Annotated in this window: 13 protein-coding genes and 1 tRNA gene; 10 read left to right on the top strand and 4 right to left on the bottom strand. The window is 54.5% G+C overall.

Features of this window, described 5'->3' with window-relative positions:
• Window positions 1–132: 132 nt before the first annotated feature.
• Window positions 133–765, bottom strand: coding sequence for a helix-turn-helix domain-containing protein (locus tag I9182_RS14485; RefSeq protein WP_280922677.1), 633 nt, complete (start codon window positions 763–765; stop codon window positions 133–135).
• A gap of 36 nt (window positions 766–801) precedes the next feature.
• Here I9182_RS14485 and I9182_RS14480 point away from each other — a divergent pair, with 36 nt between their 5' ends.
• Both I9182_RS14480 and I9182_RS14475 read left to right on the top strand, forming a co-directional pair.
• Entirely contained in the window at window positions 802–1,275 is a 474-nt protein-coding gene (locus I9182_RS14480; protein ID WP_058282754.1) for a cupin domain-containing protein, read from the top strand.
• A gap of 95 nt (window positions 1,276–1,370) precedes the next feature.
• Window positions 1,371–2,201: a class I SAM-dependent methyltransferase gene (locus I9182_RS14475; protein ID WP_209598739.1), complete on the top strand. Its 831-nt coding sequence runs from the start codon at window positions 1,371–1,373 to the stop codon at window positions 2,199–2,201.
• 457 nt (window positions 2,202–2,658) lie between these two features.
• On the opposite strand, the gene I9182_RS14470 is transcribed toward I9182_RS14475, so the two are convergent.
• On the bottom strand, window positions 2,659–3,057 hold the full coding sequence (locus I9182_RS14470; RefSeq protein ID WP_209506691.1) for a cupin domain-containing protein: 399 nt from the start codon (window positions 3,055–3,057) through the stop codon (window positions 2,659–2,661).
• A gap of 302 nt (window positions 3,058–3,359) precedes the next feature.
• Window positions 3,360–4,271 carry a LysR family transcriptional regulator gene (locus I9182_RS14465; RefSeq protein WP_209598738.1) on the bottom strand — a complete coding sequence of 304 codons (912 nt, stop codon included), beginning with the start codon at window positions 4,269–4,271 and terminating at the stop codon, window positions 3,360–3,362.
• A gap of 121 nt (window positions 4,272–4,392) precedes the next feature.
• Between I9182_RS14465 and I9182_RS14460 the strand changes: the two genes are divergently transcribed.
• From I9182_RS14460 to I9182_RS14430, 7 genes are all read left to right on the top strand, one after another.
• Complete coding sequence (locus tag I9182_RS14460) at window positions 4,393–5,448, top strand: dipeptidase (protein ID WP_209598737.1); 1,056 nt, start codon at window positions 4,393–4,395, stop codon at window positions 5,446–5,448.
• Between the two features lie 36 nt (window positions 5,449–5,484).
• Window positions 5,485–7,080 carry an ABC transporter substrate-binding protein gene (locus I9182_RS14455; RefSeq protein ID WP_209598736.1) on the top strand — a complete coding sequence of 532 codons (1,596 nt, stop codon included), beginning with the start codon at window positions 5,485–5,487 and terminating at the stop codon, window positions 7,078–7,080.
• Complete coding sequence (locus I9182_RS14450) at window positions 7,081–8,139, top strand: ABC transporter permease (RefSeq protein WP_209506687.1); 1,059 nt, start codon at window positions 7,081–7,083, stop codon at window positions 8,137–8,139.
• Window positions 8,136–9,047 (top strand): ABC transporter permease, encoded by a 912-nt coding sequence (locus I9182_RS14445; protein WP_209598735.1) that lies wholly within the window; start codon window positions 8,136–8,138, stop codon window positions 9,045–9,047. Before I9182_RS14450 ends, I9182_RS14445 begins: the two co-directional genes overlap by 4 nt.
• Window positions 9,044–9,892, top strand: coding sequence for an ABC transporter ATP-binding protein (locus tag I9182_RS14440; protein ID WP_209598734.1), 849 nt, complete (start codon window positions 9,044–9,046; stop codon window positions 9,890–9,892). The genes I9182_RS14445 and I9182_RS14440 overlap by 4 nt, the downstream gene beginning before the upstream one ends.
• A 1-nt stretch (window position 9,893) precedes the next feature.
• Window positions 9,894–10,649, top strand: a complete 756-nt coding sequence (locus I9182_RS14435; protein ID WP_209598733.1) for an ABC transporter ATP-binding protein — start codon at window positions 9,894–9,896, stop codon at window positions 10,647–10,649.
• Between the two features lie 211 nt (window positions 10,650–10,860).
• On the top strand, window positions 10,861–11,601 hold the full coding sequence (locus I9182_RS14430; RefSeq protein ID WP_245222648.1) for a porin family protein: 741 nt from the start codon (window positions 10,861–10,863) through the stop codon (window positions 11,599–11,601).
• 155 nt (window positions 11,602–11,756) lie between these two features.
• Here I9182_RS14430 and I9182_RS14425 read toward each other — a convergent pair.
• Window positions 11,757–11,846, bottom strand: a tRNA-Ser gene (locus I9182_RS14425).
• A 432-nt stretch (window positions 11,847–12,278) separates the two neighbouring features.
• On the opposite strand from I9182_RS14425, the gene I9182_RS14420 reads away from it, so the two are divergent.
• Entirely contained in the window at window positions 12,279–14,261 is a 1,983-nt protein-coding gene (locus I9182_RS14420) for a hypothetical protein (RefSeq protein WP_209598732.1), read from the top strand.
• Window positions 14,262–14,359: the final 98 nt, after the last annotated feature.

Genomic DNA, 14,359 nt, shown 5'->3' with positions numbered 1-14,359 from the left:
AAGCATCGCTCAAGCAGAGTTTTTCAACAGTATCCGGACAAAGCTGTCGTTCGCTGCATTGCAACACGTTTAGCTGAGCATCTGCACAGCTAAAAAGCGCCCATCTAACCGAAATTGCGTTGCTGGCGCGTTTCACACTTTCGGCAGGTACTGGTTAAGCAGCGCGTCCACGAGACCTTCTTGTAGCCGGTACCCCTTTTGCTGATCTACGCGCAGAATATCTTCCAATATCACAAACTGCTCTATGCCTGTTGTCATGGCCAAACGTAGTGTCAGATCTTTGTAATCGCTCAGTTTCATCGAGCTGCAAACGGGTTCAAGGGCCTCTCCAAATGCCGCGACCCTTCTCGCTCCACGCATTTTGACAGTGCCGTCTTGCAGTGATGCCTTCAGCGATTCAGCCAGAAACTGGCGAAAGAAAGCCTCATGTTTGCGGGAGAAATCCAGATAGTAGCGCGCAACCGCGTGCACACGGTTGCGTACATCCTCAAGTCCTTCCAGCAATTCTGCGGTCGGCATCACCTCTATGTCGAGGGTCGCGTCGAGGGCCAACACGCCGGGATCGGAAAAGTACCGGTATACCGTTGCCCGACCGGTTTTCGCGCGCTCTGCTACTTTGGCAAGCGTCACATTTTCCCCCTCTGACATAAGCTCACGTGCCGCCGCCAGCAACGCCTCTCTAGTCCTGTTCTTTTGATTGGTTCGAGGGGCCACACCGATGTTCCTTAATGATAAACTTGTCTCATGAGTGGATATGTGTATCATAAAGGTACATTCATCGAAGTAAAGGGAGTCGTTGAAATGACGCAATCTCGCCCTCGCACATATCACCTTCTAGGGAACCTTCTGAAATTCCACGCATTCCCAGCCGAAACCGGAGATCGCTGTACAATCGTTGAAATCAAGACCGCCCCGGGTGCCGGCGCGCCCCCCAATCATCACGCTGGCGAAGATGAGAGTTTCTATGTGCTCGAAGGCGAGTTTGAGTTTTTCCTAAACGGCGAGACAAAAAAGGTAAGCAGTGGCGATTTCGTGAAAGTCCCCGATGGCGCGGTGCACGCGTTTACTTGTATTGGGCAAACTCCAGGTCGCTTGCTATGCATCAACGCTCCGGGAGCTATGCATGATACATTCTTCACCGAAGCGGGCGAAGCAATGCCGGACGGCACAACGGATATTCCTGCACCCGATGGGCCACCCGACATTCCGGCGATCATGGCGGTGGCGGAAAAGGCCGGCATGACGATCCTGGCCCCTGAAGACGCACCCGCTTGAAGCAACCTAAGCCACGCGCTCAAGTCTGGGCGGTAAGCTGACATATTATCCCTGCTGATATATCCTGCCATCATCACTATTGGGGAGGCTATGTCATGACGAACCTTAAAGAGGTCGCCCAACACTATCATTCAGGACATCTGCTTAAACGCATCTCTGACGGCTGCGCGGCGCTGGATCTGACACCACCGATTGCGCACGACGCACTCGCTCCGGTGGACGAATTTCATATTGGTGGCCGTCGTGCAACTGAACCGTTTGTTAAGTCGCTACAGCTTTCCAAGGGTAGTCGCGTCCTGGACCTCGGCTGTGGTCTGGGAGGCCCAGCCCGCTTTGTCGCTGCAACGACAGGAGCTCATGTCACCGGCATCGACCTGACGCCCGAATTTGTAGAAACCGGGCGCGCTTTGACCGAGTGGACGGGATTGAATGACAAGATTGAATTGGTTGTAGGCAGCGTGCTCGAGTTGCCTTTTGAGGACGCATCAATGGACGCGGCCTACATGATCCACGTCGGCATGAATATCGCCGATAAAACTGGGATCGCGCGAGAAGCAGCGCGGGTTCTCAAGCCTGGCGGCATCTTTGCGATCTACGATGTGATGCAGGTCGGAAGCGGACAAATGGATTACCCGGCGCCTTGGGCATCATCTCGTGAACTAAGCGCGTTGGACCCGCCTGAAACCTATGAGGCGGCCTTAAAATCGGTGGGGTTTGAGGTTGGGGAACGCATTGACCGTACAGCGTTTGCTAAACAGTTCTTCGCTGATCTTGCTGCCGCACAAAGCCAGGCCGACGGTCCCCCGCCACTCGGGCTACATCTCATCATGGGCGATGACACCGCGCTGAAAGTACGTCACATGGTGCACAACATTGAGAGCGGTTTGATCGCACCGATTGAGTTGCACGCGCGGCTGCATAGCTAGCGGCGGCTCTCGAGCATTCGTGTCTTTTTGAAGTGGCCGCTTTGGGCTCAGTACGGACCTTGAAACGGGTTTCTTGATTGTCACTTTTTCGTCCAAAGCGGCCATTATTTCAAACAGACAGGGAATGCGTAGAGATGGTTTTTTAGATTAATAGTTCCGTTAACGTTCGGTATAGGCCAAATCCTACTCCCGCAACCAGCGTCAGAAAACCCAAACACTGCCCGTTCAGACTACAATTGATCCAATGGATCAATTGCTTAACCTCTTAACCTCGTCAGCCTCATAACCTGAACGTCAGAGGCTCAAATCCTCTCACCGCAACCAAATATAACACACAATATCAGATTGTTGCGAACCGCCTCAGGGCGGTGTTTCTATTTGCGCCAATACCGCCGGAAGTACTCTGGAAGCAATAGGAATTAGAGAACTGCTGCTGCCCCCCCAACAGTATTTTGCGTCACGCCGGAATAAGGTCTTCAAGCTCCGGCATCAGGACAACGCTTTCCTGTTCGTTCGGGTCCGTGCGTGCGATAACTGCAACTGCGGGTTCGTTCCCATCGTTGAACGGCAGGTGCGGAGTGTTTGCCGGTATATAGATCAGGTCTCCTGCTTGCGTTTCCATGACATGTTCCAGCCTGTCGCCCCAATACATCTTCGCAGACCCGGAAAGCACATAAATCGCGGTTTCATGTGTCTCATGTTTATGCGCCTTGGCGCGCCCTCCGGGCGGGACCGTAAGCAGATGCATGCAGATAGCTTGGCTTCCTACTGTCTGTCTGGCGATGCCTTCGAAGTAATCGAACCCCTGTTTCCCGGAATAGGTTTCGCCGGGGCGCAGTTTCACACAATCCGCCATCTAGGTATTCCTTCCTAAGATTTGAGCGAGAGAATGATACGCCAGCTTCGCTAGGAAACGTAGGGAAATCAGAAGCGGGTTTTGGGCGGAGATTCTAACGAGCCTTATGAACGAACCGCTTACCGGGTGATACGGCCTGAGATACATAAGGACGAAGAAAGCCACGTCTGGGGACGTTACTCATAGCAAATTGTGCACGTAGCCATGACAGGTCCGCACCTCGACTCGAACACCTCCTTCAAATCTTCCCTGTTGGGTGGTCAAATGGCGTGTTGCCAGTGAAGAACCTTGGAAAGATTGCATTATCTCGGGTCAGAAAAAGGGTCCGGAGGGGTGTTCAATCGCAGATGCCGTATGAAAGCCCGTGCAATCCTTGGAACCGGTTTTTGATCCGAAACCACAAAATGGCCTCGATACCGCATTGGAGATTCAAATCGGACAAATGTTAGGTCGGGAGATCGGTAATGGTAGACGGGAAAGGGATTAATAACAGACAGCCCCAGTCCTTCGCGCGCCATGTCGGCTGCGGCAAATGAGGTTGAAACTTCGGCAACGATCCTCGGTTTGGCACGCACCTGATGAAGCAACCGGTCCAGTTGCCCGCGCCGCCCGTGTCGATATGTCAGTGCGATCAGCTCTTGCTCATGCAGGTCTGAAGGCGTCAGCACGGTGCGTTCCGATAGGGGATGTTCGGGTCGCATGACGCATACGGCTGGTGACTCGCGAAATGGAATAAGTTTGATGCCAGCGCGGCTTTGTTCAATCCCGGTCACGGCAAGATCAAATCGGTTCTCAAGCACACCGAGCGTGACCATATCAGACGTTGTCACCTCAAGGTTTACGAAAAAGCCGGGATTCCCGCGAATGAAACTGGAGATGAGGGAAACGATGTATCGATGAGCATAGCTGGGCGGTGCGACGAGGCGCAGTGTTTCCTGCACAGTTTCGCCCGGACCATCGATCCTGTCCAAAGCCTCGAACAAAGGGTCCAATCGCATATTCAGCCTTACGGCTTCTTGCGTCGGTCGCAATCTGCCAGCATCCCGTTCGAACAGTGTTCTGCCCAATCGATCCTCCAGGCTACTGACCGAGCGACTGACCGCGGATTGAGATAAGCCAAGCTGTCGGGCGGCGGCTGCTGTTGTTCCAGACTGCATGAGCGCACGGAGCGCTTGGTATTCCGGCAGAGAATGCCAGTTGCGAGGTTTCTTCATCGCTGGGCGCCCGCATGATTCCGACTAGCTCTATGAGTAAAACTCATCAAGATTTTTTACAATTATGATGATTGCGTCTGTTAGCGTGTGTCGAAATGACACTAGCCTGGGTAAAGCGAGTTTGAGCACCTACCCTCTTATCTTTGACGGGCACAATGATGTTCTGTCAAAACTGGCCTCGTCAGGCGGTCTGCCCGAAGCGGGCCGCTTCCTGACCGGGCGCGAAGGTGCAATTGACTCTGTTAAATCCAAGGCCGGTGGATTTGGCGGAGGCTTCTTTGCTGTCTGGGTCCCTTCGCCAATCGATGCCGATGCAAAAATGGAAGAAATGGTCCAGCCCAGCTATGACCTGCCGCTTCCCAATCATATCGACGCCGAAGATGCTCTGCCCTCAGCGCTGGGGCAGATTGCCATACTGCTGGAACTGGAACGTTTGGGGGCGTTGAAAGTGGCTCGATCGGTTTCGGATATCCGGAACTGCTTGGCGCAAGGCCAGATGGCGGCCATTTTTCACATTGAGGGCGCCGAGGCGATTGATGCCGATCTGCATTCGCTTGACGTGTTTCATGCGGCGGGGTTGCGATCGTTGGGGCCCGTGTGGAGCCGACCCAACATTTTTGGCCATGGTGTGCCGTTTAGATATCCATCGGGGCCGGACACTGGCCCTGGATTGACGGATCATGGACTGCGGCTTGTGCAGCGATGCAATGCGCTGGGTATCATGTTGGATTTGTCCCACCTCAATGAAAAAGGTTTCTGGGATGTAGCGCGGTATTCGGATGCGCCTTTGGTCGCAACGCATTCGAATGCCCACGCCATCTGTCCGCACGCGCGAAATCTGACCGATGATCAGCTTCGTACCATCGCGGAAAGCGACGGGATGGTCGGGTTGAATTTTGCCACTGCGTTTTTGCGCGAGGATGGGCGAATGCTTTCCGATGTGCCGTTGACGCAGGTTCTGAAGCACCTTGATCACCTGATCGGTGTAGTGGGCGAAGACCGGGTCGGGCTTGGGTCCGATTATGACGGGGCGGTCGTGCCAGACGACGTGAAGGACGTCTCGATGCTGCCTCGATTGAGAGATGCCATGGTGACCCATGGATACGGCGAAGAGCTCATCAAGAAGCTCTGCCACGAAAACTGGTTACGTGTCCTTGAGAAAACCTGGGGCTCGTAACTGTTAGTGAAGACTTGATGACACAGAGAGGACAAAATGAACGCATTTAACAGATTGCTTACCGGTGCGGCGCTGGGATTGGCGCTGGCCGTGACCTCGACCTCGGCAATGGCCGAAACGCCGCCGAACATGCTGGTTATCGCGCATCGTATCGACGACATCACGACGCTGGACCCGGCCGAAAGCTTTGAGTTTGCGGGTTCGGATGTCAGCCGGAATGTCTATCAGAAGCTGGTCAACTTCGACCCGCTCAATCTGGACGCTGGCTATCAGCCCGACATCGCTGAAAGCTGGGATGTGTCTGAAGACGGCAAATCGATTACCTTCAATATCAGGGAAGGACTGACATTTCATTCCGGAAATCCGGTGACGGCCGAAGATGTTGAATTTTCGCTGCGTCGCGCGATCATTCTGAACAAGACCCCGGCCTTTATCCTGACCCAGTTTGGCTTCACGCCGGAAAATATCGAACAAACGATTGTCGCGGACGGCAACACTCTGACGATCACGACGGACAAACCCTATGCGACATCCTTCGTTCTGAACTGTCTGACGGCCACCATCGGCGGCATTGTCGACAAAAAGACGGTGATGGAACACGACAAGGATGGCGATCTGGGCAATGAATGGCTCAAGACCAATACTGCAGGATCTGGTGCATATAGCCTGGTCAGCTGGAAGCCCAATGAAAGCGTAACACTGAAGTCGAACCCCGATTTTTATTTGGGTGCTCCGGCCATGGAGCGTGTGGTCGTCCGTCACGTTCAGGAAAGCGCCAGCCAGCGCCTGTTGCTGGAACGTGGTGATATCGATGTCGCGCGCAACCTGAATCCAGAAGATGTTGCCGGCGCTTCATCTGTTGCCGGCGTAAAGATTGCAGACGAGCTTAAGGGCCGCCTGATGTATGTTTCGCTGAGCCAGAAACATCCCGAGCTGAGCAAACCTCAGGTTCGGCAGGCGTTCAAGTATCTGGTTGACTATGAAGGGATGCGCGACAGCTTCCTGAAGGGGCAATACACGATCCACCAGAATTTCCTGCCCCAAACCTATCTCGGTGCCTCTGACGAGACGCCGTTTAGCTTTGATGTGGAAAAGGCCAAGGCCCTGCTGGATGAAGCAGGTGTAAGCGGGCTTGAGATCGAAGTGGGTGTGCGTGAAGCGCAGGAACGGATCGAAATCGCCCAATCGCTACAGAATGCGCTGAGTCAGGTTGGCATCACGATGAACATTACCGTGGGAACCGCCAAACAAATTTTGGCGCGGTATCGTGCGCGGGAACTGGATGTTTACCTTGGCGCATGGGGGCCGGACTATCCCGACCCGCAGACGAACGCAGGTACCTTTGCCTATAACCCGGATAATTCGGACGAAGCCAATGCCACAGGATTGCTGGCATGGCGGAATTCTTGGGATACCGGCGGGCTGACCGAGAAAACGGATGCGGCTGTTGTCGAAAACGACACCGCGAAACGGGCTGACATGTACAAGGAAATCCAGGCCGAGTTCCGCGAGACTTCGCCGTTTGTCATCATGTTCCAGCAGATTGAGCAATCGGCCCTGCGTGAAAACGTGACGAATTTCTCAACCGGTCAGGCGATCACTTCGGCGTCGTATTGGCAGGTGACCAAGTAAATGGCACTGGCCGAAAGACCAACTGAGGGGCGCCGCTCGGCGCCTCTTATCCATTGGATCAAGAGTATCCTGAAAACTCTTGGCACCATCGCAATTACAATGCTGGGTCTGCTTTTTGTGACCTTCATCATCGGTCGCGTGATGCCGATCGACCCGGTGCTGGCGATCGTAGGCGAACGCGCATCGCAATCTACTTATGATGCGGTCTATCAACAGCTTGGCCTTGATAAACCGCTGTTGGTTCAGTTTGGATATTATCTTTGGGATGTTCTGCACGGCGATTTTGGCGATTCACTTCTGAATGCGCGCCCGGTTTCCGAGGATATTGCCCGCGTCTTCCCTGCCACGCTGGAGTTGGCGACCTTGGGCGTTCTGATCGGCATCTTTCTCGGTGTTCCGCTTGGTGTGATCGCCGCAGTCAAGCGCGGATCATGGATCGATCAGATCGCCCGTGTGGTCGCGCTTGTCGGGTATTCTATGCCAATCTTCTGGCTGGGGCTCATGGGGCTTTTGGTCTTTTATGGGATACTTGGCTGGGTCGGTGGCCCGGGCCGCCTGGATATCTTCTATGAAGACCTTGTTCCCACGCGAACAGGGCTGATCTTGCTAGACAGTGCCTTGGCTCAGGATTGGGATGTCTTCCGCAATGCGTTGTCCCATATCATCCTGCCCGCAGCTTTGCTGGGGTACTATTCGCTTGCCTATATCAGCCGGATGACCCGATCCTTCATGCTGGAGCAGTTGTCGGCCGAGTATGTCATCACCGCTCGCGTTAAAGGGCTGTCTGAAAGACAAGTTATCTGGCGCCACGCCTTCAAGAATATCCGGGTGCAACTGATCACAGTGATCGCACTAAGCTATGCCAACTTGTTGGAAGGATCAGTTCTGACCGAGATCATCTTTAGCTGGCCGGGGATCGGCAGCTATATCACGACGGCCTTGCTGAGCGCCGACATGAATGCCGTTCTTGGAGGAACCGTTGTGGTCGGGCTGATTTTTATCTGCCTGAACATATTCTCGGACCTTCTTTACCGTTTCTTTGATCCGAGGTCGAAATGAGCGACATGACCTTGCGCCAGTGGCTGCTGACCGACGAGCCGACTTCGCGCCGCCATGCCAGATTGGCCAGCTTCTACAAAGGCTGGCTGACTTTGCGATCAAACTCGATGGCGATGGTCGGGTTGGCGATCCTTGTCATCCTTGTTCTGACAGCGCTCTTTGCGCCTTTTCTCGCGCCGCACGATCCCTTTGTTCAGAGCCTGTCCAGCCGACTTCTCCCCATCGGGGCTGAAGGGCACCTGTTGGGAACCGACAGCTTGGGGCGGGATATTCTGTCACGCCTGATCTTTGGGGCGCGAATTACACTGTACATCGTAGCTCTTGTGGCGCTCATCGCACCGATTGCGGGGCTTCTGGTCGGGACTGTTGCGGGATATGTGGGGGGATGGACGGATGTGATCCTTATGCGCATCACGGATATTTTCCTCGCTTTTCCACGACTTGTTCTGGCGCTGGCGTTTGTCGCAGCGCTTGGGGCAGGGATTGAAAACGCGGTTCTGGCAATCTCACTCACGGCGTGGCCTCCCTATGCGCGTATGGCGCGTGCAGAAACCCTGACCATCCGGTCAACCGACTATATCAACGCGATCCGCCTTCAGGGTGCCGGGCCGCTGCGCATCATCACCCGGCATATCTGGCCACTTTGCATCTCATCTTTGATCGTGCGGGTCACGCTGGATATGGCCGGGATCATTTTGGCTGCAGCCGGTCTTGGTTTTCTGGGGTTGGGGGCACAACCTCCAAGCCCGGAATGGGGTGCCATGATATCCGAGGGTCGAAGGTTCATCCTTGATCACTGGTGGGTGGCCACGGTGCCGGGGCTCGCAATTTTCACGGTTTCGCTGGCTTTCAACCTGTTGGGTGACGGGCTGCGGGACGCGCTTGATCCAAAGGACGGTGGGCAATGAACTTACTCGACATCGAAGATCTGTGGGTTCGTTTCCCAACCCGTCAGGGCGTGTTTGACGCCGTGCGGGGCGTGTCGTTTTCGCTGGGGCGCGAGCGTCTGGGGATCGTCGGCGAAAGCGGCTCGGGCAAGTCGATGACGGGACGGGCCATTCTGCGCCTGATCCGAAATCCGGGTATCGTGGAGGCCAAACACATCAATTTGGAAGGCCGAGACCTGATGAAGCTCAGCGAGCGCGAGATGCGTGAGGTGCGAGGGAAGCAGATTTCCATGGTGATGCAGGACCCCAAGTTTTCTCTGAACCCGGTGGTCACCGTTGGCGAGCAACTCATGGAAGCATACCTTCAGCACAATTCCGGCTCGAAGGCCCATGCTAAGAAGATGGCTATCGAGATGTTGGATAACGTCTCAATCCGTGATCCTGAGCGGGTGATGCGAACGTACCCGCATGAGGTGTCTGGGGGTATGGGTCAGCGTATTATGATTGCGATGATGTTGATTCCCAATCCCAAGATACTGATTGCCGATGAACCAACTTCGGCGCTTGATGTCAGCGTTCAGCGGCAGGTACTGAACATCATGGATGGATTGGTCAAGGAACGGGGGATGGGTCTGATATTCATCAGCCACGACCTGAACCTGGTGTCTGAATTCTGCGACCGTGTCCTCATCATGTATTCAGGTCGGATCGTCGAGGTTTGCGAGGCTGACAAGCTGCATCAGGCCCAACATCCCTATACCCAGGGCTTGCTGAACTCGCTGCCGCGCCTTGATGAAAAATGTACCCACCTGAGTGTTCTCACACGCGATCCGTCTTGGTCCGAAGCCCCGAGCGTGAGGGGCTGAAATGAAGGCACTGGAAATCAACCATCTGAATGTCTGGTTTGGTCATGCACACGACCGGGTCGATGCGGTGAAAGACGCAAACCTTGAAGTCGCTCAAGGCGAGAGTTTTGGCCTTGTGGGCGAAAGCGGGTCCGGCAAGTCGACAATTCTGAGGGCAATAACCGGACTTGCGCCGCAATGGTCGGGCACAATCCGCGTAGAAGGCCACGCGATATCCGGGTCCCGGCGGGATCGATCATTCTTTCGAACCGTCCAAATGGTGTTTCAAGACCCCTACGCCTCTTTGCATCCCCGACATACTGTCGACCAGGTCCTCAGTGAAACAATTCATCTGCATGGGTTTGGAGATATCGATAAACGCGTGAGCGATTTGCTCAACGACGTCGGACTTGGGCAAAGATTCCGGTTTCGGTATCCACACCAGCTTTCCGGTGGTCAAAGACAACGCGTGGCAATCGCAAGGGCCTTAGCAGGTGAGCCGGACATCCTGCTTTTGGACGAACCCACGTCAGCTTTGGATGTCAGCGTTCAGGCCGAGGTTCTCAACCTGTTGACTGACCTGCGCAAACAGCGCGGATTGACCTATCTGATGGTGTCTCACGATCTTCCGGTTATCGCACATATGTGCGAGCAATTGGCAGTTATGAGAAATGGTGAAATTGTTGAGGTCATGTCCTCGGAAACTTTGCGTTTGGGGAACCCAAGCCACGAGTATTCCAAGCAATTGTTGACCGCGTCTGTTGCTCCGAACCAATAACGAATGTTCATTCAATCTGGGGTTTGTCCTTCACACGATTAATTTGGGGGTCAGACAATAGGATCCTTTGGCATTTCTGGTGTGGATTCACCCCTATTTCGATAGGGACCGCGACGACACTACAGCGATCGAGATATTGGAAACGGCTACAAATTGTGTAACCGTAAAGCATGCAAGTAATGCAATATGAATTCCAGCTACGAGGTTACCGATGAAAAGCAAGGTGCAATACTTGGCGATAGCGTTTGCGTTACTGATCGCACCGCCTGTTTCAGCCCAGCAATCTGATTGGTCGTTTTCGGGCACTGCTTATCTGTTCATGGCCGAAACGGATATTTCCCTTGCAACACCAAGTGGAACAATCGACGGTACGTTGAGTTTTTCAGACGCTCTCGAAAACCTGGAATTTGCGTTTATGGGCAGTATTTCAGCGTCTAACGGGCGCTGGTTGTTGCTTGCTGATTACAACTACACCGATTTGGCGTTTAGTAACTCAACTCCCGGCCCGGCGTTTTCGAGTTTGGATACCTCTGCCACCACGCAGTTTCTCAGCGGCTATGTCGGGTACCAGGTTTATGAGACACCCGCGATCAGCGTGGCCTTAGCAGGTGGGTTCAGGTGGTTCAGCACGGAAACCACATTCCGATTGCAACCGGGGGTCGCTGCTGGGCGAAGTGTGACGACCGACGACAACTGGACTGATCCGGTCGTCGCTGCCCGTGCAAGAGTTCGGATTTCTGACAAATGGTCAGGGACCGGGTTCGTGGATTACGGCGGATTTCGGAGTGGTAGCGAAACCTGGCAAGTTCTGCTGACCGCAGATTATGAAATCAATGACAGATGGCTGATCCGGGGCGGGTACCGCTATATTTCCTTCGATCATGAGATCAACGGCAATGATTTCAGGTTTGACCAATCAGGTCCGCTGCTGGGCGCAACATACAGGTTCTGAAGATAACGTCAGGCGCAACCCCGGTACTAATCAATTAAATAAAGCGGCTGAGTGCGGCTGTTTAAAAGGGGCGTTGTTGCTCGCCAGACCGGAGCGCACAACCTGATTTCTTGTAAGCAGTTGTTTTTATACAATTATTTATCGACTTTGGTAGGTGGCGGAGACGAAGGGATTCGAACCCTCGAGACGGTTTCCCGCCTACTCCCTTAGCAGGGGAGCGCCTTCGACCACTCGGCCACGTCTCCGCCGACGGGTATATCCGTGCAAGCAACGGAAATACAAGGTCAATTCCGCAGTGTTTGGATTTTTTTACAGATCCATCCGAACTCTTTGAAATAGAACGGAATCGCGCCGGTTTGCATCCACTATTGGTAAGAGCGGGTTCACTTTCTTCAGGCCCGATGCAATTCGCAATATCCTTAGAATCGCGGGCCTCACCTGTGGCATCTGGCCTTATGTGCGAGAATCTGAACGTGGCAAGTCTACAGCCGCGCTCAAGTGTTCGGTCGGCTTTGCAACGTGAAACCGGGCCACGATTTTTTGCGTGACTGCCTTCCGCACGCCAGCGAGAATCTGACAACTTATTGAAAAAGCGTAGAAAGCACATTCCCTTTTTTGAAGTCACGATCTGGTAACGCCGTGATGCGATTCGTTCTGTTGTTGATGAGGAGAACATCATGTCGCAACATACCGTTCCGTCTGAACCATGGCAGAACCCTGATGAAGCCAATCAAAAAGTAGGTCGGGGTCGACGCCATTTGAGTGTGTTGACGCGTTCCTCTCAGGAGGTTTTCAAGGATCACAACGGCGAATCGGACCTTTTTGAAGGAACATGGCCCACGAATTTCTCGAAGGGTTTGTGTCATGACGGAAACGGAATTGTCGACGCGCAGGTCTATGCCGAATTTCTGGAAGAAGTGGCCGATCCGACCTGCACCGACAATCTTGGCAATCGGTTGGCGTTGTTCGACACGCCAGCCTATTCCGGGCCCTTCCGCACCGCGCCATCAGAGGGTGGTGAATTTAGGTGGCGTGCGTGGGAAGGGCCAATCCTGGGCCATCGGCTTGGTCTCAACGGATGTGACGCTGGGGGTTTGGGAATTGCACCTGCGCCCCGGCTTGGCTCGGATGAGCTGGCGGCGGAGATGGCCGAGATCTACGCGATGGCCTATCTGCGGGATGAGTCATTTGAAGCCATCAGAGATGGTGCCGGTGATGTGGTCAACGTGGTAGGTGCCCTTGGTCAGATGGAATGGTTCCGGCGCGATGGCAGCCCTCGGGACGCTGATGGCGCAGAGATTGGAAAGGTTTCATCGGCGCGGCGGGTTCGGGATGGTGACGGCCTGACCCCTCAAACCCTGTTTCGTGGTTGCTCGCAGGGCTGTGCGCAGGGGCCGTATCTGTCGCAGTTCCTGGTACAAGGCCACGACCCACTGACAGCAGATCAAGCGCGTCGACAAAAGCAAAAGCTGACTCAGGCAATGGCCGCCGGGGCGGTTCCCTTCGGCGCTTTGAGGATCGACCAGAAGATCCTGCCGCAGGCTGCGGGAGTGGATTACTTGCGGGATTGGGCTGAGTGGCTGGACGTTCAGAATGGGGCGGACACAACGGCCGAACAAGCCTTTGAGAGCGATGGATCGAAATTCATTGAGACACCGCGCGACCTTGCCTCTTACGTGCATTTTGACAGAATTTATCAGGCTTTTTTCAATGCTTGCCTGCTGATGCTAGGACAGAGCACGCCGACAGACGAAGGTCTGCCTGAGGATGGATTTGCTGGTGTGCGTGATCCAGGCTCTGCCTGGGGCGGTGCGCATGTTTTGTCCCTGCTTACGGAAACCGGAGCGCGGGCCCTACGGGCCGTAAAACGACAGACCTTTCAGGTGCACAATCGTGCCCGACCGGAAAAGCTGGGCAGTATCACGAGTTTGATGGCGAACGGTTACGGCACGGCACTTGGCGCGGCCGAGCCATTTGCCGCGGCCCATCTGGGAAAACTCGAAGCTGCGACAAGCGAAGGTTTCAGCCTTATGGATGCAATCGCCGCCTCGCCTTCGGTGAAGCGGTTTGCGCATAACGCCATGTCCCATAAAGGCTTGCCGCGAAATGACCGTAACTTGCTGCTGCCGGTTGCCTACCCCGAAGGCTCGCCAATGCACCCTTCTTATGGGGCGGCTCATGGTGCCGTTGCCGGGGCATGCGTCACAGTGCTCAAAGCTTTCTTCAGAACGCACGCTTTGGATGGATCACGGGTGTCTTTGGCCTCGGCCGGTCTGCCTCGGATCCTTGTGCCAGCTGCGGGGGGTAAGACCCTGATCGACTCGACCCGGCCGGAAGACAGTGCAGACTGCCTGACGCTGAATGGCGAGTTGAACAAGCTGGCTGCGAATATTGCACTTGGGCGCAATTTGGCGGGGGTCCATTTCTATAGCGATTATTTCGACAGTATCCGGATGGGTGAGCGTATCGCGGTCGGAATATTGGCAGAGCTTTTGGCAAAATCACCGGTGTCATCGAAAGTGTCGCTTGAGACCTTTGACGGCGATCATCTCAGCATCTCGGGAAATCGGTCTTCTGGCAGCGAAATCCACGTAGCCAATAGTTCGCCTGAGTTGTGGTGGACCCGCCATCTGCCAGAGCAGGCAGGTTGGGGCGGATGAGGTTTCAGATTTTTTCGGAGGGAGTTTTTTCATGATGCTTCCGTGCCCGTCAACGATGATGATCTCTCGAACCAGGCTGGAACTGCTGTGGCAAGTAT

Origin of the sequence: Ruegeria sp. HKCCSP351 (genome assembly GCF_017872535.1) — a bacterium.
GTDB lineage: Bacteria > Pseudomonadota > Alphaproteobacteria > Rhodobacterales > Rhodobacteraceae > Ruegeria.
This window is presented reverse-complemented; position numbering and strand designations above follow the sequence as displayed.